The organism is Cobetia sp. 10Alg 146 (assembly GCF_029846385.1).
Lineage (GTDB): Bacteria > Pseudomonadota > Gammaproteobacteria > Pseudomonadales > Halomonadaceae > Cobetia > Cobetia marina.
This window is the reverse complement of record NZ_JARWKT010000009.1, coordinates 1-21,044: the sequence shown is the minus strand read 5'-3', so window position 1 is coordinate 21,044 and position 21,044 is coordinate 1. Positions and strand designations below refer to the sequence as shown.

Annotated in this window: 14 protein-coding genes; 2 read left to right on the top strand and 12 right to left on the bottom strand. The window is 65.6% G+C overall.

From position 1 onward, the window contains the following. Positions 1-75 precede the first annotated feature (75 nt). From QD172_RS14700 to QD172_RS14690, 3 genes are all read right to left on the bottom strand, one after another. Complete coding sequence (locus tag QD172_RS14700; protein WP_077379069.1) at positions 76-315, bottom strand: hypothetical protein; 240 nt, start codon at positions 313-315, stop codon at positions 76-78. Between the two features lie 227 nt (positions 316-542). After that, complete coding sequence (locus QD172_RS14695) at positions 543-3,569, bottom strand: molybdopterin-dependent oxidoreductase (RefSeq protein ID WP_279856149.1); 3,027 nt, start codon at positions 3,567-3,569, stop codon at positions 543-545. Continuing rightward, positions 3,566-5,329 carry an NADH-ubiquinone oxidoreductase-F iron-sulfur binding region domain-containing protein gene (locus QD172_RS14690; RefSeq protein WP_279856148.1) on the bottom strand — a complete coding sequence of 588 codons (1,764 nt, stop codon included), beginning with the start codon at positions 5,327-5,329 and terminating at the stop codon, positions 3,566-3,568. Before QD172_RS14690 ends, QD172_RS14695 begins: the two co-directional genes overlap by 4 nt. A 434-nt stretch (positions 5,330-5,763) precedes the next feature. Here QD172_RS14690 and QD172_RS14685 point away from each other — a divergent pair, with 434 nt between their 5' ends. Then, the gene (locus QD172_RS14685; protein ID WP_279856147.1) at positions 5,764-7,353 is read left to right on the top strand and encodes a BCCT family transporter; all 1,590 of its coding nucleotides are present in this window, start codon (positions 5,764-5,766) and stop codon (positions 7,351-7,353) included. Between the two features lie 97 nt (positions 7,354-7,450). Here the strand turns inward: QD172_RS14685 and QD172_RS14680 are convergent, their stop codons facing one another. Continuing rightward, a complete protein-coding gene (locus tag QD172_RS14680; protein WP_077379061.1) occupies positions 7,451-7,843 on the bottom strand; it encodes a DUF4168 domain-containing protein in 393 nt (130 codons plus the stop codon). Between the two features lie 440 nt (positions 7,844-8,283). On the opposite strand from QD172_RS14680, the gene QD172_RS14675 reads away from it, so the two are divergent. Next, complete coding sequence (locus tag QD172_RS14675) at positions 8,284-8,991, top strand: DUF4174 domain-containing protein (protein ID WP_136939039.1); 708 nt, start codon at positions 8,284-8,286, stop codon at positions 8,989-8,991. Between the two features lie 66 nt (positions 8,992-9,057). On the opposite strand, the gene QD172_RS14670 is transcribed toward QD172_RS14675, so the two are convergent. The 8 genes from QD172_RS14670 to QD172_RS14635 form a co-directional block, all read right to left on the bottom strand. After that, positions 9,058-9,987, bottom strand: coding sequence for an electron transfer flavoprotein subunit beta (locus tag QD172_RS14670; RefSeq protein WP_279856145.1), 930 nt, complete (start codon positions 9,985-9,987; stop codon positions 9,058-9,060). Positions 9,988-10,020: 33 nt separating this feature from the next. Next, the gene (locus QD172_RS14665) at positions 10,021-11,541 is read right to left on the bottom strand and encodes an electron transfer flavoprotein subunit alpha/FixB family protein (RefSeq protein ID WP_279856144.1); all 1,521 of its coding nucleotides are present in this window, start codon (positions 11,539-11,541) and stop codon (positions 10,021-10,023) included. Next, positions 11,538-13,742, bottom strand: coding sequence for a (Fe-S)-binding protein (locus QD172_RS14660; RefSeq protein ID WP_279856143.1), 2,205 nt, complete (start codon positions 13,740-13,742; stop codon positions 11,538-11,540). Before QD172_RS14660 ends, QD172_RS14665 begins: the two co-directional genes overlap by 4 nt. 32 nt (positions 13,743-13,774) lie before the next feature. Then, positions 13,775-15,853, bottom strand: coding sequence for a dimethylglycine demethylation protein DgcA (gene dgcA / locus QD172_RS14655; RefSeq protein WP_279856142.1), 2,079 nt, complete (start codon positions 15,851-15,853; stop codon positions 13,775-13,777). A 266-nt stretch (positions 15,854-16,119) separates the two neighbouring features. Beyond that, complete coding sequence (locus tag QD172_RS14650; protein WP_043333737.1) at positions 16,120-16,656, bottom strand: DUF5943 domain-containing protein; 537 nt, start codon at positions 16,654-16,656, stop codon at positions 16,120-16,122. 135 nt (positions 16,657-16,791) lie between these two features. Beyond that, a complete protein-coding gene (locus QD172_RS14645; RefSeq protein WP_279856141.1) occupies positions 16,792-17,802 on the bottom strand; it encodes a dipeptidase in 1,011 nt (336 codons plus the stop codon). A gap of 253 nt (positions 17,803-18,055) precedes the next feature. After that, positions 18,056-18,910 (bottom strand): monofunctional biosynthetic peptidoglycan transglycosylase, encoded by an 855-nt coding sequence (mtgA, locus tag QD172_RS14640; RefSeq protein WP_279856140.1) that lies wholly within the window; start codon positions 18,908-18,910, stop codon positions 18,056-18,058. A gap of 196 nt (positions 18,911-19,106) precedes the next feature. Next, positions 19,107-20,396, bottom strand: coding sequence for a GlxA family transcriptional regulator (locus QD172_RS14635; protein ID WP_240499605.1), 1,290 nt, complete (start codon positions 20,394-20,396; stop codon positions 19,107-19,109). Positions 20,397-21,044: the final 648 nt, after the last annotated feature.

Sequence of the window (21,044 nt, the reverse complement as noted above, 5' to 3'; positions counted from 1 at the left end):
TCGTGACTCTGGTGACTCTGGTGACTCACCTATCCCGCATCATTGCCCCAGAGGATTGACGGTGGCGGGGAAGCTTCAGCGCAACCCCGGCAGCAGGTACTTGTCGAGTGCCTGACGCACCGAAGGCAGCAGGATATCGGAGTGCATCACCAGCTCGCGCACCAGCTCCTGCAAGCCGGGCACCCCGACTTCCACATGCTTTCTCAACGCCATGCGCGCACAGGTGTCCGCGCAGGCATGTTCGGAAATCTGCACGCCCAGTGCCACCAGCCGCTCACGAAAGTCTTCGTGATCAATCAGCTCCACGATCATCATCGTCATTCTCCTTGCTCGCGGACGGCGGGCATTGTCATTGGTATTGACCCACTCTGTTCTGAGCATGGCCCTTCTGAGGATAGCCGAAACGCGCGGCGAGCCGTCTCCGACATTCTGGTCAGACCGAGGCACGCCCTGCGTATCCGCCAGCGCCACTGCCATAGGCATTTGCGCCAGACGGGCCCTGCCCTTTCCTTTCCCTCTCCTCCTCTCACCTCCCCTCGCGTTCACATGTCCAGACTGGCCGAAGCAGATTCGGCTCTGGCCAGGCGGCAGGCGGCGTACTTGAACTCGGGGATCTTGCCCACCGGGTCCAGCGCCGGATTGGTCAGCAGGTTGGCGGCGGCCTCGGCGTAGCAGAATGGCACGAAGACCATGCCGGCCGGCGTCAGCGGGTCCGCGCGGGTGGCCAGCGTGATCTGACCGCGCCGCGTGGTGATCGAGAGCGCCTCCCCCGCCGTGATCCCCAGTCGCTCCAGCTCGACGGGGTTGAGCGTGGCCACGGCGGCAGGTTCCAGACTGTCGAGCACGTACGCGCGGCGCGTCATCGAGCCGGTATGCCAGTGCTCCAGCTGACGGCCGGTGGTCAGTACCGTCGGATAGTCGTCATCCAGCGTCTCATCCGGCGGCGTGGGCCAGGTCGGCACGAAGCGGGCCCGACCGCTGGCGCGCGGGAAGCCATCGCCGAACACCACATCCTCACCCTCGCCTCCCGGCGTCAGGCACGGGTAGGTCACCGAGTTCTCCTCGGACAGCCGCGCCCAGTCGATGTTGTCGAGGGAATCCATGCCCTGCTGCATCTCGGCGTAGATCTCCTGCGGCCCGGCGTAATCCCAGGCAAGCCCCATGCGCCGCGCCAGCTGCTGGGTGATCCACCAGTCCGGCTTGGCCTCTCCCGGGGCGCGCAGTGCCGCCCGTCCGCGCTGCACCTGGCGATTGGTGTTGGTGACGCTGCCGTCCTTCTCCGGCCAGGCGTACGAGGGCAGCACCACATCGGCGAACTGCGCCGTCTCGGTGACGAAGATGTCCTGCACCACCAGATGCTCGAGATGCGCCAGCGCGCTGCGCGCGTGATCGAGATCCGGATCCGACATCGCCGGATTCTCGCCGAGGATGTACATGCCGCGAATCTGATCGGCATGGATGGCGTGCATGATCTCCACCACCGTCAGGCCCGGTGTGGCCGAGAGCGGCGTATCCCACAGCGCTTCCAGTCGCGCGCGCGCCGCCGTGTCACCCACCGGCTGATAATCCGGGAAGACCATCGGAATCATCCCGGCATCCGAGGCGCCCTGGACATTGTTCTGCCCGCGCAGCGGGTGCAGGCCGGTGCCTTCACGCCCGACATGGCCACACACCAGCGCCAGCGCGATCAGACAGCGGGCATTGTCGGTGCCGTGGGTGTGCTGCGAGATGCCCATGCCCCAGAAGATCATCGCGCGCTCGGCCGTCGCGTACTCACGGGCCACGGCACGAATCTCCTCGGCCGCCACGCCGCACAGCGGCGACATCGCCTCTGGCGTCAATGCCGTGACGTGCTCGGCCAGGGCGGCGAAGTCCTCGGTATGCGCCTCGATATAGGCCTGATTGGCCAGCCCTTCGGTGATGATGACGTTGAGCATGGCATTGAACAGCGCCACGTCCGCCCCCGGCGTGAACTGGATCGAGCGATGAGCATGACGCCGCAGCGCCAGCGCACGCGGGTCGATCACCACGATGCGCGTGCCTCGCCTGGCGGCGCGCTTGAAGAAGGTGGCGGCCACCGGATGATTGACGCCCGGATTGCAGCCGGTCAGCACGATGAGATCAGACTGCTCGGCCTGCATGAAGGAGGCGCTCACGCCGCCCGAGCCGACGCCTTCCATCAGCGCCGCCACTGAACTTGCATGACACAGCCGCGTGCAATGATCGACATGATTGGAGCCGAAGCCGGTGCGCACCAGCTTCTGGAACAGCCACGCCTCCTCGTTGGTGCACTTGGCGCTGCCGAAGCCCGCCAGGCTATCGGGGCCATGCGTTCGCTTGAGGCGCATGAGTCCCTCGGCCGCGACCTCGAGGGCCTCGCCCCAGCTGGCCTCACGGAAGTGGGTCAGCGGGTGGGCAGGGTCAAAGTTCGCATCCAGCCCCTTGGCCACACCGTCACGGCGGATCAGGGGGCGAATCAGGCGCGCCGGATGACGCGGATAATCGAAGCCGAAGCGCCCCTTCACGCACAGCCGGCCATGGTTGGAGGGCCCGTCGCGGCCACTGACCGCAATGATGTTGTCCAGCCGCGTATCCGCGACGCGCTGCCGGCGCTTGTCAGTCTTGAGGGAGTCGCCGTCCGCCATGCCCTGCTGGGCATCCGCCAGGGTCGCGACCGGTTGCCCCTCGGCACTCAACGCCTCGCCACTGCCCCGACTGACCTGATACTCCAGCTGACAGCCCACGCCGCAGTACGGGCAGACGGAGGCGACGCGCGCATCGACGGCGGCGCTGTCGCCATGGCCTTGCTCATCCACTTGGGCGGCAGGCATCAGAGCACCGGTCGGGCAGGCCTGCACGCACTCGCCGCAGGCGACGCAGGTGCTGTCGCCCATCGGGTCTTCGAGATCGAACACGATGCGCGTATTGCTGCCACGCCCCGCCAGCCCGATCACGTCATTGACCTGCACCTCGCGACAGGCGCGTACGCACAGGCCACAGCTGATGCAGGCGTCATGATTGACCGCCATCGCGGCATGGGAGTGATCGAGAGCGCTGGCCGGCGTCGGCAGCCACTCTTCAGCCGTATCCCCCAGCCACTCGCGGACCGTCTCGCGGGCGCCGCCCAGCGTCTCGCGAGCACGCCCGACATCCATCGCCAGCAGCTCGGCCATCGCCATGAAGTGGCTGCTGACATCGGGGTTATGGCCCTCGGCTGGCATGTCGGCGGCGAGCAGCTCCACCACCATCGCGCGCGCCGCACCCGCCCGCTCAGAACTGGCACTGCGCACCACCATGCCCGCCCGCGCCTCGCGGATGCAGCTGGCAGCGAGGGTGCGCTCGCCATCGATCTCGACCATGCAGGCGCGACAGTTGCCATCGCCGCGATACTCCGGCGCTTCGCTGTAGCAGAGGTGGGGAATCGTCTCGCCGGCACGCCTGGCGATCGTCCACAGCGTCTCGCCGGGATAGGCCGTCACCTCGGCACCATCCAGCGTGATGGTGAAGCCATCCTCGCGCAGCGGCTGATCATCCGCGGATGAGTTGCCCAACCCTGTCAGCGCATTCATGCCTCACCTCCCGTGGTGTCAGCCGCATGGCTCGTAGCGATCAAGTGCACCCCACTGCTGGCGAGGGTCTCCCGGAAGTCCTTGAGCAGGCCGAGCACCGGATTGGGCGCGGCCTGGCCAAGCCCGCAGATCGAGGCATCCATCATCACCTGCGACAAGCGCGTCAGCAGCGCCTCGTCCCATTCATCGCCGCTCAGCGCCGCCAGCATCTGGCGCGTGCCGACGCGGCACGGCGTGCACTGGCCGCAGGACTCATCCATGAAGAAGCTCATCAGATTGCGTGCCACCGCCGCCAGGTCATCCTGGTCCGACAGCACCACCACTGCGGCCGAGCCGATGAAGCAGCCATGGGCCTGCAGGGTGTCGAAGTCCAACGGCAGGTCCGCCTTGCTGGCCGGCAGAATGCCGCCGGAGGCCCCACCGGGCAGATAGGCCCGCAGGCGATGGCCCTCGGCCATGCCGCCGCCGTATTCCTCGACCAGCTCATTGAGCGTGATGCCGGCCGGTGCCAGGTACATGCCCGGGCGTCTGACGCGCCCGGAGAGCGAGAAGCTGCGCAGCCCCTGACGCCCCTGGCGTCCGGCTGCCACGTATGGCGCGTGCCCTTCGCGATGGAGCCGCGCGATCCAGTAGACCGTCTCGACGTTGTTGACCAGGGTCGGGCGTCCGAACAGCCCGCACTGGGCCACGAAGGGCGGACGCTGGCGCGGCTTGCCGGGCTTGCCTTCCAGCGACTCGATCAGTGCCGATTCCTCGCCGCAGATATAGGCACCGGCGCCACGCCGCAGATGGATGAAGCCGGGCGCGACGATGCCTGCGGCTTCCAGCTCCGCGATGCACTCGCGCAGCACGTCATTCAGGGTCGGGTACTCGTCGCGCAGGTAAAGGTAGAGCGCCTCGGCCTCGATGGCATGCGCACTGGCCAGCGCGCCCTCGAGAAAGGTGTGCGGCTCACGCTCCAGATAGCAGCGGTCCTTGAAGGTGCCGGGCTCGCCCTCATCGGCATTGATCACGCAATAGCGCGGCCCTGCCTCGGCACGCACGAAGCCCCACTTGCGAAACGTCGGGAAGCCCGCTCCGCCCAGGCCACGCAGACCGGCCTGTTCGATCATCTGCGCCAGGTCATCGATGCTGACCTCACCGCCCTCCAGCGCGGCGAGCAGCCCATAGCCGCCACTGGCGCGATATTCCGCCAGCCGCGGATAGTCGAGACTCGCGGCCGGCGCGGCATGCACATGGCCCTCGGCGATCGCCGCCGTGACACCTTCCACGCCGGCATGGCCGAGATGGCAATGCCCGACCTCCGCCACCGGCGCACTGTCGCAGCGCCCCATGCAGGGTGCCCGCAGCACGCGCACCTGTGCGGGGTCCAGACCCGAGGCGAGACCGGCGCGCAGGGCCGCGGAGCCGGCCAGCTGACAGGATAGCGAATCACAGACGCGCACGGTCAGTGCCGCAGGCGGCGTCTCGCCATCGCGAATCACGGTGAAATGGGCATAGAAGGTGGCCGTCTCGTAGACCTCGGCCATCGGCAGGCGCATCCACTCGGCCAGCGCGCGCAGATGGGCCAGCGTCAGGTAACCGACCTCATCATTGAGCACATGCAGATATTCGAGCAGAAGGTCACGCTGCGCCGGGGCATCACCCAGCAGGCGCTGCACCTCGGCCCAGGCCTCGGCATCCAGCGGGCGGCCGCGCAACTGGCTGCGCGAACGGCGACGAGCGACGGGGGTCGGCTCGGTCAGGGTCTCAGGCGTCATGGCGGCACCACATTGTTATCGTTATGAACTGGCGGAGCGTGCGGTCGAGACAACGGCCTGGCTGGACCGTGGACGCGCCTGCGTGAAGGTGGGCGCTGTCCGGCAGGTCCGTCACGCCGGGCAGGTTCCTTCACTGTAGATCGCAATCTACAAAGCGGGCAGAGCCGCGACAACCGCCTCCCCCGCCGAATCGCCTCGCATGTCAGTCACGCACATGTCGGCGTCGTATCCAGCTAACTCGCCCTCGCCCAGCCCTCACACAATCACCGAGGCCCGGCGGCGACCTGCCCCGCAGTCAGACTCGCACCGCGCTCCGGATTGCCACTCCACCCCCTTCCCTCATCGCAGCCACGGGAGACACCCGCGACAACGCCTCGACTCGCCCCACCCGCCCTGCTCGGATGGCGACACCAATAACAACATGAGGTCACCACATGTCATCGAATCCGTATGACACGGACTACGAGATCGGCCAGGACAATGTCCAGGTCATGGGTCTCGATGTGCATAACCCCGTCTTCGCGATCAGCGCCGTGCTGATCGTCAGCTTCATCCTGTTTGCCATCGTCTTCCCCGCGGGCGCGGAAAGTGCCCTGGGCGGCGCCAAGGCCTGGTCCATCGCACATGGCGACTGGCTGTTCATGCTGGCCGGCAACCTCTTCGTGCTGTTCTGCCTGCTGCTGATCATTCACCCGGTGGGCAAGCTGCGCCTGGGCGGCCAGAAGGCGACTCCCGAGTTCTCGACGCATTCGTGGTTCGCGATGCTGTTCGCCGCCGGCATGGGCATCGGTCTGATGTTCTGGAGCGTCGCCGAGCCGGTGGCCTATTACACCGACTGGTACGGCACGCCGCTGAATGCGCCTGCCGGCACGCCGGAGGGCGCACGCGCCGCGCTGGGTGCCACCATGTATCACTGGGGCCTGCATCCCTGGGCCATCTACGCCGTGGTGGGCCTGTCGCTGGCCTTCTTCACCTACAACAAGGGCCTGCCGCTGACCATCCGCTCGGCGTTCTACCCGATACTCGGTGAGCGCACCTGGGGCTGGATGGGGCATGTCGTCGACATTCTGGCCGTGCTGGCGACCATCTTCGGTCTGGCGACGTCGCTGGGGCTGGGCTCCGCTCAGGCGGCCTCGGGGCTGGATTACCTGTTCGGCATCGGCGATGGCCTGCCGACCCAGATCGCGATCATCATCCTGGTGACCCTGGTCGCCATCTACTCGGTCAGTCGTGGCCTGGACGGCGGGGTGAAGCTGCTCTCCAACATCAACATGATCATCGCCGCCGTACTGATCATCTTCATCCTCATCTTCGGGCCGACACTGGCCATCCTCACGGGACTTGGCACCACGACACTCAGCTATGTGCAATACCTGCTGCCGCTGTCCAACTGGATCGATCGCCCGGACGAGAGCTGGTTCCACGGCTGGACCGTCTTCTACTGGGCGTGGTGGATTTCCTGGTCGCCGTTCGTCGGCATGTTCATCGCGCGTGTCTCGCGCGGCCGCACGGTGCGCGAATTCGTCACCGCCGTGCTGCTGGTACCGACACTCGTCACCATCGTGTGGATGTCCGTCTTCGGGGGCACGGCACTGGAACAGGCCATCAATGGGGTCGGCGCGCTGGCCAACGGCATCGATTCCGTGTCACTGGCCATGTTCCAGATGCTCGACAACCTGCCGCTGTCCGGCGTGGCGTCCTTCATCGCCATCCTGCTGGTGCTGGTGTTCTTCGTCACGTCCTCGGATTCCGGCTCACTGGTGATCGACTCGATCACTGCCGGCGGCAAGGTGGATGCGCCGGTCAGCCAGCGAGTCTTCTGGGCGGCGATGGAGGGACTGATTGCCGGTGCCCTGCTGTACGGCGGGGGAAGTGCCGCACTCGGCTCATTGCAAGCCGGTGCCATCGCGACAGGCTTGCCGTTCACGCTGGTACTGCTGGTGATGTGCTATTCGCTGTTCCGTGGTCTGATGCAGGAAAGGAAGACGCAGGACGCGCTCGCCCGACCGGTCACCGGCGCCTGACATGCGGCGCTGACGGATCATGAGCACAAAAAAACGCCGCCCCCGGCAACCGGGGGCGGCGTCTTCATTGGATGACCCGAACGTCATCCAGGCAAGATCAGGAGTTTTCCTGAGCCAGCTTCTGCACCTTCTTCATCAGGTCCGGGTTGTTCTGCACCGCTTGACCGATGGAGTTGAAGGTCGCGACTTCCAGACCGGAGTCCTCGACCGCGCTGACCATCTCGTCATTGGCTTCCTGACGGACGCTCTGCTTTTCGGTCTCGTCGTCAGCTTCCTGCAGCTTGCCGGCGAAATCCTGGGAAATGCGTGCGATCTCCTGAGAGGCAGCAGCGAACTGTTCCAACTGCGCATCGCTGAAGTCACCGGCCTGAGCCTGTGTCGCCTGAGCAGGAGCCTGACCCTGGGCCGGTGCGTCAGCAGCGAACGCCGGCGCAGACATCATGCCCGCAGAGATCAGGGCAGCCGTCATGTATGCAGTCATCCGTTTCATTGCAACCTCCAGTCATTCATTGATCATCAAAAAGTGATTACACCAACTCAGACGGACACCACGGCCGGATGTTCAATCTTTCGTGTAACTGTTTGAAAAACATTCGGATAACTCTGGATACAACTGTCGCAAACGAGCAACGCAAAGACCACCAAGCCCCGCATGGCAGGCCTCCTGTGAGCTGGACACCCATACAAGCACCGAGTTGCCCGAGAAAGATCATGCAGACACTTTCCCTCATCTGGCAGCCATCCTGTCAGACAGCAGGCGTCATGTCCGTGCAGTTACCGCTGATATATCCCCCCGTGCAGTACCACACAAACCGCCTGCACAAGGTCGGCAAACTGGTGCAGACTGACATAACCTGACATCAGGCCCCTGCGTTGCGGTCCCATGCCGGACTGTCCTGCATTCTTGCCCCACGCCGCCGGAGGACTGTCATGTCCCGATATACGCCGTCTTCGCCCTCGCGCCGCTCGTTGCCGCGCCACATCGCTGTCCGGGCAGCATTCGCCCGAGGAGTGAGTCTGTGCCTGCTGGCCGGACTGTTCACGAGTCTCCCCGCCCAGGCCCTCAGCCTGCTGGATGAGAATCCGCAGCTGAATGCGCCCGCCGAGACTTCCGCAGGTGCGCCGCCACCGCCCTCTCCACCAGACACGGTAGACACCACCATGACCGCCGCCAACGTCGACCCCGCCGCCAACCCGCTGCTGGGCGAGACCTGGAACCGTCGCTCGCTGGTGCTGGTCGCGCCGGATGAGCAGGACCGTGAGCTGGAGCGCCAGCGTGATGAGCTGCGCGCCACGCGTGGCGAGATGCAGCAGCGCGATGTCACGCTCTATACGCTGATGGGCACGCGCGGCATCCATGATGGCGTACCGATGAGCTTCGAGGAGGTTCGCGCCCTGCGTGATGCCATGCAGCTGCGCGAGGGCGCGCCCTTCACCGTCATCCTGATCGGCAAGGACGGTGGCAAGAAGATGCAGCTGGAGGGGTTCGTCGCACCGGACCAGATCTATCAGGTGATCGACAGCATGCCGATGCGCCAGCGCGAAGCCGGCGAGGCCACCCGTCAGACCTCCTCGGGCAGCGAGGAACATACCTCGCCCGCGCCGTTGGATGACGAGGATTGGCAGTGGGATGAATGACACGCCTGAACGACGAAACGCCCCTGCCAGCCGAGCTGACAGGGGCGTTTTCATGTCTGCGCAGCTTCAGCGCAGCACGCCTTCCTCGCGCAGCAGCTTGAGGATTTCCGCCGCGCCCTCCTCCGCACTCACGCCATCCAGACGCTTGCCGCTCCCCCCTTCGGCCTTGGCGGCCGCGGCCTTGAAGCGGTCCCGCGCGCTGGTCGCCTTGATGCGCTTCAAGCGCTTGGGTCGCTTGCGAGCCGGCGCGATGGCAAAGGTTTCCGCCACCGCGTCATGGGCAAGCTCGCCGCTTGCCACCGCGGCAAGTTCACCCCGCCGCGCCTGCGCGAAGGCCGACTGACGTGCCGCCGGCGCGGCGGCATCGACGCTGACAAGTGCCGGAAGCTTCACCCGCAGTCGCCGCCGCTGGCCACGCGGCAGGGCCTGCAAGGCGGTGAGATGCGCGCCATCGCAGCTCTCGATTGCGACGATGCCCTCCACCAGCGGCCAGCCGAGGCTCTCCGCCAGCAGATGCGGCAGCAGGCCACTGCCCTCGCCGGTCTCACTCTGGCCACCGCACACCACCAGCTGCGGTGCCGCCTGCTTGAGGCGCGTCACCAGCAGCGGCCAGACATCGATGACCGGTTGATCGGCAGCCGCCGCCTGCGGATCGACAGCCGTGAGCGACGAATCGACAGCCGTGAGCGGATCAGCGCCAAGAGAGTCAGGCGTCACCAGCGTCAACGACTCCAGCCCCATGCCCAGATAGCCACGCAGCGCCTGGTCCTGCTCGCTGCCAGGCGCGATCTTGCTGCCACTGGCGTGCCAGGCGCTGAGGCTGACGGCACCGGGTGCCGACTGGCGCTCCAATGCCAGACACAGCTCCAGGGCGCGGGCATCCTGCTCTGCGCGCCGCAGACGCCCCGAGACCGGGTGCTGCCCCAGCGATACCAGACTCACGACCTCAAGCGGTTCCGAGGCCTGCTGCGCAATGGACGAATGATCTGCCTTCATGTCCTTCTCCTTTCTCCTGTCGCAGGCGCGAGTTCAGGCCGCGTCGGCGGCAAGCGTGGCGGATGACGGGCTGGATGACGGGTTGGAGGACATGGCGGGCGCAGTAGACGACTGACCCGCCGCCGAGGCACCACCTGCCGCCTGGGCGTCACCACCGGCACCGCGTTCGGCCTCGAGCTGCTGACAGAGACTGGCGAGGATCGCCCCGGCATCGCCGATCACCGAAAGATCCGCGCGCTTGACCATGTCACAGCCGCCGTCGAGATTGATCGCCACCACCTTGTCGCAGCGCTGGATGCCCTGCAGATGCTGGATGGCCCCCGAGATGCCCACCGCCACGTACACCCGCGCCGTCACCCAGGTACCGGTGGCGCCGACCTGACGGGCACGCGGCATGAAGCCGTCATCCACCGCCACCCGCGAGGCGCCTTCGGTGGCCCCCAGCAGGCTGGCGGCACGGTGGAAGCCATCCCAATCGCGTATGCCGTTGCCCGCCGAGAGAATGAATTCGGCCTCACCCAGCGCGATCGCGGAGGGATCGACCGCCACCGGGCCTAGGTCTTCGATCACGTCTGGCATGGCGCGCGCGGTGCTGTCCGCCTCCCACTCGAGCGGCAGCGCGGCGTGGCGCACATCTTCCACCGGCTCGGCGCATTCCGCCTCGCACAGCAGGATACGGGTCAGCGCGCGGGTCAGGTCCTGCTGACCATTGCCGCTGCGCCCGGTGACGTTCACCTCGGCAAGCTCGCCACGCCCGATGGCCGCAAGCTCGCCCTCGAGTTGATAGACATTGCCGCTGGGCCGCGCCAGCGCATCGCCCGTGCACAGCAGGCGCGCCCCGAGACGTCGGCCACGCTCACCGCCGCCAGTGCGGGATTCCGGCAGCAACCACAGCCGTGGTGCCAGGCGTGTATCAATGGCCTCAAGCTCCGCCAGCTGGGCCAGCGGCGCGTAACCATCGTGGACACTGTCGGCAAAGTGCAGCCAGCGATCGGCACCTGCCGCACCGAGTCCGACACTGTCGGCGGCGTCACCCTCCTCGCGCAAGGTGCCGAAGGTGACGGCCAGCACCGCCCCCAGATGGGCGGGGTCGGCATCGGCGATCTGACGCGCCAGCCCCAGCACATCGCGGTCGTGACTCGAGAGTCGCCCGCCGGTCATGTCCGGCACCACCGCGATCAGGAAGGCGGGTGATGCGATCTCGACCAGCGGCAGCACGCGCGCCTTGGCAACGACCGCGGCCTGACCGGCACCTGCCGCGGCAGGCCCGGAGCGGCCACTGCGATCGATGCGTTTGCGGCCATTGGCGGCGATGAAGTGCCCGACATGCGGATTGCGACGCATCACGCCCTTCGGGCCCATCCAGCGTTCCTGAGGAGTGGCCGCGCCTCGGCCCAGCGCCTGCAGCGCGCTGAGATGCTGCGGGTGCAGACGATTGCGTGCCTGCTGCTCCAGGCGCGGGTCACGGCGTGGCAGTGGCTCGCGCTCGGATGCGTGTGGATGCTCTGATGGGTGTGGATGCTCGGTTGCTTGTGGATCGACGGGGATCGTCATGCCGCCACCTCCGCGTCAGTAGTCTGCGTGGTCGACGCCGCCAAGCCCTGCGTGGACAAGCCCTGAGTGGACGCATCCGCTACCAGCGCCCGCGCCATCAGTTCCGCCAGATCCAGCACCTGGGGTTCGGCTTCACCCGCCGGTGCCACCACGCCTTCCAGCATCGCGGTGCACTGCGGGCAGCCCACCGCCACTACCTCGGCGCCGGTCTCGCGCACGTCACCCATGCGCATGTCGGGGATACGCTGCTTGCCGGGGATGTCCGTCACCGGCGCGCCACCGCCGCCGCCACAGCAGCGTGAGCGGAAGCCGGAGCGCTGCATCTCGCGCACTTCAAGACCCAGCGCCGCCAGCAAGGTGCGCGGCGCCTCGAATTCCCCGTTGTAGCGACCCAGATAGCAGGGGTCATGCCAGGTGACCGAGCCGAGCGTGGCCAGTCTGGTGGCATCGAGACTCAGACGACCTGCCGCCAGCAGCTCGTTCATGTAGCTGGTGTGGTGATTGACGAGGTAGTCGCCACCGAAGGCGACATATTCACGTCCCAGCACATGGAAGCTGTGTGGATCGCAGGTGATGATGCGCGCGAAGCGATACTTCGACAGGGTGGCGATATTGCGGGTGGCCAGCGACTGGAAGGTCGCCTCGTCACCCAGACGGCGTGCCACGTCGCCACTGTCACGCTCCTCGGCACCGAGGATGGCGAAATCGACCCTGGCCGCGCGCAGCACCTGCACGAAGGCGCGCAGCGTGCGCTGGTTGCGCATGTCGAAGGCACCATCGCCCAGCCACAGCAGCGCTTCCACCGGACGTGGATCACGCGCCGCTTCCCGAGCGGCCTGAACCTCGGCGATGCGCGGCAGGTCGAGATCCGCCGCCCAGTGCAGACGCGCCTCGAGCGCAAAGCCGCCCGGGTTGTCGGTGGCGATCAGGTTGTCGAGCACCTCGACGCCCTTGCCCGGGGTCGCGCCCTGCTCCAGCGTCATGTGGCGCCGCATGTCGACGATGGCATCGACGTGCTCGATCATCATCGGGCACTCCTCGACGCAGGCGCGACAGGTGGTGCAGGCCCACAGGGTTTCCGGCTCGACCAGTGCCGTGAATTCGTGGATCAGCTTGTCGGCGTCTGCCGGCTTGCCCGCAGCGCCCGGCGCCGCCTTGATCTGGATCGGCCCAGAAGTCGCTGCCTGACCTGCCGGACGAGCATGCGGAGAGGCCCCGACGATGACCTGTTGCGGGCCGCCGCCATGCTGACCGGGCGCGCGCTTCGGCTCATCGCCCGGATAGGGTGAACCGGCGTAGGCGGCATCGCTGCCCCCCGCCATGCCGACCACCATGTCCTGAATCAGCTTCTTGGGATTGAGCGGCTGACCGGCCGCGAACGCCGGACACACCGCTTCACAGCGCCCGCATTGCACGCAGGCATCGAAGCCCAGCAGCTGACGCCAGTTGAAGTCGGCAGGCTTGCCGACGCCCAGCGGTGCCTCGGGATCGGAAAGATCCAGCGGCAGCAGCGCGCTGTCGCGGATGCCGGCACTGTCACGGGTGCTGAAACGCCCCGGACGCCGATGGAAGGCCAGATGCAGCGCGCCCGCGAAGGCATGCTTCATCGGCCCGGTGATGCGCGAGCCGCCACCGGTCATGCCGACGATCATCTCGAGCAGCCCCCAGGCGATCCCCGCCACCAGCACCAGCCCGAGGATACCGCCGGAGATCATGCCGCCGACGCCTTCCGGCAGCACCAGTGACAGACTCATCACGAACAGGCTGGCGGAGAACACCAGCAGGCTTTTTGGCAGACGCATCCACGGACCACGCGACAGGCGCGCCGGCGGGTCAAGACGACGACGACGCACGAACAGCGCACCAGCGAACATCGCGCCGCTGGCCAGCAGCAGCAAGACGCCCAGCCAGGCGGAGTCGATGCCGAAGCCGTAGACCACCACCATCAGCAGCGCCGCGGCCACGAAGCCACCCCCGGTGGCGACGTGGGTGTTGGCCATGTAGCGGTCCCGCGCGACCACGTGGTGCAGGTCCACCCCGTAGCGGCGCGGTACCTTGGCCAGGCTCGCGATCAGTTCTCCCACGCTCATGGACGTGGCATCCGCCCGCCCCTGGCGCCACAGGCCGATGCGCTTGACCGCACCGATGGCGGCCAGCGCCAAGGCGGCGAAGATCAACACCGACAACACTGTTTCGTTCATAGCCAAACCTCCCACCGATGTGTCAGACGCGATCAGAAATCCTTGCACAGGCGCAGGGCGTCATAGATGGCGGCGTGGGTGTTGCGCGGTGCATTGCAGTCGCCGAGACGGAACAGCAGGTAATCATCCCCGTCGGTGGCCTGACTCAGGCACGGCTGCGGCTTGATGGCGTAGAGCGACTCGACGTCGATCTGGCCCTTGTTGAGCGAGCCGTCCTTGAAGGCGTAGTAGAGCGCTTCATCGGGGCGCACGCCGTTCTCGACCACGATCTGGTCGACGACGCGTTCTTCCAGCGTGCCGGTGTATTCATTCTCGAGCACCGCCACCAGCCCCTCTCCTTCGCGGTAGACCTCATGCAGCACCATGTCGGAGGTCATCACGACTTCCTTGGCATACAGGCTGCGGTAATAGGTCGGGAAGGTGGTGCCGCCGACCGCCGCCCCCGGCTTGATGTCATCGGTGACGATCTCGACCCTGGCGCCCTTGGTGGCCAGATAATCGGCCACCGAGACACCGGAGAATTCGCAGATGCTGTCGTAGATCAGCACGTTGCTGCCCGGCGCGACACGCCCGTCCAGCACGTCCCAGGAAGAGACGATCAGGCTCTTGGCCGGGTCCTCGTCGTAGCCCCAGGATTCGAACTGCTCCATGAACGGACGGCCGCCCACCGCCAGGATCACCACGTCAGCGCGCAGGTCACGGATGGTCGCTTCATCGGCGCGGGTGCCCAGGCGCAGATCGACCTTCAGACGCGCCAGCTCCAGCTGATACCAGCGGGTGATACCGGCGATCTGGTCACGCTGCGGCGCCTTGGAAGCCGTGGTGATCTGGCCACCCAGCTCTTCCTTCGCCTCGAACAGTGTCACGGCATGGCCACGCTCGGCACACACACGCGCCGCTTCCATGCCGGCCGGACCGCCACCGACGATGATGACCTTGCGCACCGGACCGCTGGTCTTCTCGATCTCGTGCGGCAGGCCCATGTATTCGCGTGACGTCGCGGCATTCTGGATGCACAGCACGTCCAGGCCCTGGTACTGGCGGTCGATGCAGTAGTTGGCGCCGACGCACTGCTTGATCTGGTCGAGCTGGCCCATCTTGATCTTGGCGATGATGTGCGGGTCGGCGATGTGCGCGCGGGTCATGCCGACCATGTCGACATAGCCGCCTTCCAGGATGCGCTCGGCCTGATTGGGGTCCTTGATGTTCTGGGCGTGGATCACCGGAATCTTGACCACTTCCTTGATGCCGGAGGCCAGATGCAGGAAGGGTTCCGGCGGGTAGGACATGTTGGGAATGACGTTGGCGAGGCTGTTGTGGGTATCACAGCCGGAGCCGATCACGCCGAAGAAATCGAGCAGGCCGGTGGCGTCGTAATAGGCCGCGATCTGCTTCATGTCGTCATGCGACAGGCCATCGGGATGGAATTCATCACCACAGATGCGCATGCCGACCACGAAGTCATCACCGACTTCGGCACGCACCGCCTTGAGCACCTCGATACCGAACTTCATGCGGCCCTCGAAGCTGCCGCCCCACTCATCGGTGCGCTTGTTGACCCGCGGGCTCCAGAACTGGTCGATCAGGTGCTGATGCACGGCGGACAGCTCGACGCCATCCAGGCCGCCTTCCTTGGCACGCCGCGCCGCCTGGGCGAAGTCGGCGATGATGCGCTGGATCTCTTCGACTTCGATGGTCTTGCAGGTGGAGCGGTGCACCGGCTCGCGGATACCGGACGGCGACATCAGCGAGGTCCAGTCGAAACCGTCCCAGCGTGAGCGACGGCCCATGTGGGTAATCTGGATCATGATCTTGCCGCCATGCTTGTGCACGGCATCGGCCAGATTCTGGAAATGCGGGATGATGCGGTCGGTCGACAGATTGACGGAGCTCCACCAGCCCTGCGGGCTGTCGATGGAGACCACCGAGGAGCCACCACAGATGCACAGGCCACACCCGCCCTTGGCCTTCTCTTCGTAGTAGCGCACGTAGCGCTCGGTGGTCATGCCGCCATCGGTGGCATACACCTCGGCATGGGCGGTACTGACGACGCGGTTGCGGATGGTCAGCTTGCCGATCTCGATCGGCTGGAAGAGTGCGTCGAATGCCATGGTGAAAGCTCCTCGCCGGGGAGAGCGCCGCCTTGTCACGCCGGCCTGGCCTGCCCGCCGCCTCGAGTCGGGGCTCGTGGCGGCGGGCGGCATCAGGCGTCTTGCATGTCAGGAAAGGCGGCGCTCAGGCGTTGCGTTGTCGTTGTTGTGTGTGTGGTGAGTGTCGTGACAGAGAGAGGATCGGGCAGCCGGCTTTTGCCTTTTGCCTGGGCCGGGCCTGGGCCTTGACCCGAGCCATGGAATAGAGAGTGGCGGATCCGAAAACGTCACACTGTTCCGGGAGCGACCTCGAAATACCCCACGTCACAGCCTTCCTCACCGCCGCTCTGGGTCTGCACGGCGACGGTGCGCAGCTCGCTGCCACGCGCGGCCAGAATCTGGTCCATCGCGCCGGCGAACCAGCCGGTGAACATGTACTCGAGCTTGGTGCCGGTCTTGCCCTGCTGATAGACGAAGCAGGAGTGTTCCAGGCGCACCTTGCAGGTACCGCGCTCCAGATCGATCTCCTCGGTGATGAACAGACCCCAGCCACGCTGCGACAGGCGCTTCATGTAGTGCTCGAAGACTTCCACGCCGACCAGGCCATGCAGCTCGGCTTCCTTCTCGCACCAGTGCCAGGCGCTCTTGTAGCCGGCGTGGTAGAGAATCTCGGCGTACTTCTCCACGCCCAGCGCCTCTTCCACCGCGACATGGTTGTTGATGAAGAAGTGACGCGGCACGTACAGCATCGGCAGTGCGTCGGAGGTCCAGACGCCGGTCTCGCTATCCACCTCGATCGGCAGTTCAGGGGCCATCTTGCTCATGTCGGTGTCCTCAAAAGGGGCTGAAAGGGAGATGCAAAAGAGAGTTCAAGAAAGAGATCAAGAAAGAGATCAGGAGAGAGATCACGAAAGTGCGATCAAGAAAGAGCGAACCAGAAAAGGCCCAGGCAGGCAGACTCAGCCGCCCCAGACGTTTTCCAGCGTGCGCAGCCAGTTCTCGCCCATGATCTTGCGCACCTGGTGCTCGCTCATGCCGCGACGCAGCAGCGCCTCGGTCAGGTTGGGGAACTCGCCGATGGTGCGGATGCCTTCCGGATTGACGATCTTGCCGAAGTTGGTGAGACGACGGGCGTAACCCTTGTCGTGGGTCAGCCACTCGAAGAAGTCCTGACCGTGACCCTGGGTGAAATCGGTGCCGATGCCGATGGCATCCTCGCCGACCAGGTTCATCACGTACTCGATGGCTTCGACGTAGTCATCGACGGTGGCGTTGACGCCAGCCCGGAGGAAGGGGGTGAACATGGTGACGCCGACGAAGCCGCCGTGTTCGGCGATGAAGCGCAGCTCGGCATCGGACTTGTTGCGCGGGTGGTCCTTGAGACCGGCCGGCGCGCAGTGGGAGTAGCAGACAGGGACTTTCGATTCGAGGATGACTTCCTCGGAGGTCTTCGAGCCGACGTGGGAGAGATCACACATCACGCCGACGCGGTTCATCTCGGCGACCATCTCGCGCCCGAAGCCGGACAGGCCGCCATCGCGCTCGTAACAGCCGGTACCGACCAGATTCTGGGTGTTGTAGCACATCTGCACGATGCCCACGCCGAGCTGCTTGAAGACATCGACATAGCCGATCTGGTCTTCATAGGCGTTGGCATTCTGGAAGCCGTAGATGATGCCGGTCTTGCCCGCGGCCTTGGCGGCGCGGATGTCGGCGGCGGTGCGCGCCACGCAGACCAGGTCACTGCTCTCGGCGATCAGCTGGTTGCTCTTGACGATGTTGTTGACGGTCGCCTGGAAGCCTTCCCAGACCGAGACGGTGCAGTTGGCCGCGGTCAGACCGCCCTTGCGCATGTCCTCGAACAGCTCGCGCTGCCACTTGGCGATCACCAGACCATCGATGACGATGCTGTCATCGTGCAGGGCGCGGGCCGCATCGGACCCACCGAAGGAGGAGGAGAATTCGGACATCATGTCGCTCCGGCGCTGGGCAGGCGGCTCTGGAAGTCAGGTCACTGCCCGTACCCGGCGGACAGGGTCTGCCGGAACACGATCTCCAGCAGGCTGTGCCAGCATAGTCCTGCCCTCATCCCCCTCTGACGCCAGATGCGACGCGTGGCTACCGAATCGCGTCAGGACTGTCGTTTCTGAAACGACGACGCCCCGACTCGAGAGAGCCGGGGCGTCGTGGGACAGCCGATGGTGTACCGTCAAGCTGGTCAGGTCAGTGCGCGGGAGACAGCTCCTTCAGCGAAGGCAGCAGGTCCCAGCTCAACCAGCCACGCGGCTGTTCCAGCCGCTTGAGATAGCCCATGCCGAGATTGTTCATCTGGCGCCGTGTCCAGCTGGCACGCCGCTGGATATAAGCCGAGGGCTTGCCGGCATTGAAGCGGATCGGATTGGGCAGTACCGCCGCCAGCAGGCTGGCCTGGTAGGCGGACAGGCTGGCGGCATCGGTATTGAAGTGATGTACGGCCGCGGCCTCGACACCGAACACCCCCGGCCCCCACTCGGCGACGTTCAGATAGACCTCGAGAATGCGCTCCTTGGGCCAGATCACCTCGATCAGGATGGTGAACCAGACCTCCAGCCCCTTGCGCACCCAGCTGCGCCCGTTCCACAGGAAGACATTCTTGGCGGTCTGCTGGCTGATGGTGCTGGCCCCGCGCAGCCGTTCACCGGCCAGGCGCGCATCGATGGCCTTGACGATCTGATCGACATCGAAGCCGTAGTGATCGGGAAATTTCTGGTCTTCCGAGGCGATCACCGCCAGCCGGGCATTGCGGGAAATCTTCTCCATCGGCACCCAGTCATGCTGGAGCGCCATCGGCGCCCCCGAGACCAGGCTGTAGCCCCACTTCTCCAGCATCACCATCGACACCGGCAATGGCACGAAGCGCAGCAACACCACCAGGCCGATGCAGGCGACCATCCAGCAGCCCAGCACCTTGATCGCCCATGTCGCCAGCCAGCGCAGACGCTCCATCGGGCGCATCTTCACGGACGCCGCCGGCCTGCGTGTCGCGCCGCGGCGTGCCGATTGCCCATCGCGGGTCTTCTGCCCCTGTGTTCGTGCCATCCCTCGCCGTCCCCTGTCGCGCGTGTCGTGGCTGATCACGACGGGTCATCCCGTCTCCCAGCCCTTGTTGTCAGCTACTGCCTCATGCAGCGCTCGAGTGTACCAGAGCCCGCCGATGGCTCCTGTGAAAACCAAGATGCCCCGGCCGAAGGGCAGGGGCATCGAGGGGTCATCCCGTCACGCAGGTGTATGGCGATCAGAGCCTGACGCTTGCGTAGGTTGGCTCGCCACGCGCATTGGCCAGCGCCAGGATCGCCGAGGACACCGGCGATTCGGCGGCGGTATGCAGCGGCGAGGAGGCAGTCGTCTGGCTCAGCGACTGATGGATGGCACCATGCAGTACGCCTTCCAGACTGGCCACGCCGTGCAGCTGATGATCGACATCGGCACGACACGGCACGTCAGACACGCCGGGCTGACGCTCACCACCGATACGCTCATCGCGCGGCGGCATGCCGAAGTACTCGCGGTAGCATTTGGAGAAGTGCGGCGTGGAGACGAAGCCACAGGCCGAGGCCACCTCGATGATCGACAGCGCCGTCTGCTTGAGCAGTTGACGCGCCCGCGTCAGGCGCAGCTTGAGGTAGTAGCGCGACGGTGAGCAGTGCAGATAGCGCTGGAACAGGCGCTCCAGCTGACGGCGGGAGACATCCACGTAGTGGGCCAGCTCGTCCAGACCGATGGGCTCCTCCAGATTGGCCTCCATCAGCGCGACGATTTCCAGAAGCTTGGGCTGGGTGGTGCCCAGCACGTGCTTGAGCGGTACACGCTGCTGGTCCTGCTCGCCGCGCACGCGGTCACAGATGAACATCTCGGAGATGCCCGCCGCCAGCTCACGGCCATGCTCGCGGGCGATCATGGTCAATACCATGTCCATCGGCGCGGTGCCGCCCGAGGCGGTGGCACGCTGCTGGTCGATGGAGAACAGCCGCGTGGTCAGCGGTACGCGCGGGAAGGCCTCCTGCATGGCCGCCAGACACTCCCAGTGAATGCTGGTCTCGTGACCTTCCAGCAGTCCGGCCTGCGCCAGCGCCCAGCTGCCGGTACACACGGCGCCCAGCTGACGGCCAGCGCGCGCCTGGGCCTGCAGCCAGCTGACATGCGGGCGCTGCACCGCCCGCTGGATACCGACGCCGCCACAGACGATGGCCATGTCCAGCGCCGGGCAGGTCTCGGCCGACACATCCGGCGTGACCTGCAGACCATCGCTGGCACGCACGGGCATGCCTTCCAGGGTCACGGTGTACCAGCGATACAGCTCACGTCCGGCCAGCTGATTGGCCATGCGCAGCGGTTCGACCGCCGAGGCCAGCGAGATGAGCGTGAAGCTGTCGAGCAACAGGAAGCCGATGGTCTGCGGCTGGCGTGTCTCGCCGGCCTGAGGGCCCAGCGAGCGAGCCCCCGCCCGGCGGGAATCGGAGGAAAAGCCGGATGTCATGTGAGAGCGATCGTGCGGGCGATCAATGCGGCCACTGGTCAGTGCCATGGGAAACTCCTTCTTGCTATCTGCCTGAGTTGCAGACCGGAGCATGAATGCCCTCACCCGGATCAGTCGGCGATCAGGGGGCCCGCGATATTGTCGTTGTTGGCACTCAGCAGGGAATCGACCGGAAGGCTGGCGATTCCAGCAGTGATGACAGCCATCATCGTGATCTCTCGCTTGAGCGACTCGGGATGCGACCCGAAGGAGTCCGATAACGTCAGGGGTGTCGTGAATCACTGCTTGGACGTCGTGCGTTGTCCACCTCTCGACAGTAAACCATCGCCCTGATACCGCGCAGCGATTAAATCGCCGCTGCACGGCAAATCATCGTTGCTGTACGGCACAGAATAACGCCGTGATTGGCTGACATCGACGCGATATAACCGCGAGCCACGAAAACCGCCCTTCATAGCGAAAGGTTCTGAAAGGCGATGTCGCTCATGACGGAAAAACGACAGCCCCGACATCCTGTGATGGATGCCGGGGCTGTCGTTTCTGTCTTTCACGCAGGTTCTCTGCTCGGGGAGCGATCCCCTGTGGCTGGCCATGTCACATCACAGCTCGAGGCTTCAGGCTCACCTCAAGAAAGAAGGTGTTTCGCATGCCTTTTCGTCTTCACTGGCTACCATCCTCACACCTCAAAGGAGGTGT

Coding starts and splice junctions, on each gene's coding strand:
- QD172_RS14700 (WP_077379069.1), bottom strand. CDS start 315: ATGATGATCGTGGAGCTGATTGATCACGAAGACTTTCGTGAGCGGCTG.
- QD172_RS14660 (WP_279856143.1), bottom strand. CDS start 13,742: ATGAACGAAACAGTGTTGTCGGTGTTGATCTTCGCCGCCTTGGCGCTG.
- QD172_RS14665 (WP_279856144.1), bottom strand. CDS start 11,541: ATGACGATCCCCGTCGATCCACAAGCAACCGAGCATCCACACCCATCA.
- QD172_RS14690 (WP_279856148.1), bottom strand. CDS start 5,329: ATGACGCCTGAGACCCTGACCGAGCCGACCCCCGTCGCTCGTCGCCGT.
- QD172_RS14670 (WP_279856145.1), bottom strand. CDS start 9,987: ATGAAGGCAGATCATTCGTCCATTGCGCAGCAGGCCTCGGAACCGCTT.
- QD172_RS14695 (WP_279856149.1), bottom strand. CDS start 3,569: ATGAATGCGCTGACAGGGTTGGGCAACTCATCCGCGGATGATCAGCCG.
- QD172_RS14675 (WP_136939039.1), top strand. CDS start 8,284: ATGTCCCGATATACGCCGTCTTCGCCCTCGCGCCGCTCGTTGCCGCGC.
- mtgA (WP_279856140.1), bottom strand. CDS start 18,910: ATGGCACGAACACAGGGGCAGAAGACCCGCGATGGGCAATCGGCACGC.
- QD172_RS14645 (WP_279856141.1), bottom strand. CDS start 17,802: ATGTCCGAATTCTCCTCCTCCTTCGGTGGGTCCGATGCGGCCCGCGCC.
- QD172_RS14635 (WP_240499605.1), bottom strand. CDS start 20,396: ATGGCACTGACCAGTGGCCGCATTGATCGCCCGCACGATCGCTCTCAC.
- QD172_RS14680 (WP_077379061.1), bottom strand. CDS start 7,843: ATGAAACGGATGACTGCATACATGACGGCTGCCCTGATCTCTGCGGGC.
- QD172_RS14650 (WP_043333737.1), bottom strand. CDS start 16,656: ATGAGCAAGATGGCCCCTGAACTGCCGATCGAGGTGGATAGCGAGACC.
- dgcA (WP_279856142.1), bottom strand. CDS start 15,853: ATGGCATTCGACGCACTCTTCCAGCCGATCGAGATCGGCAAGCTGACC.
- QD172_RS14685 (WP_279856147.1), top strand. CDS start 5,764: ATGTCATCGAATCCGTATGACACGGACTACGAGATCGGCCAGGACAAT.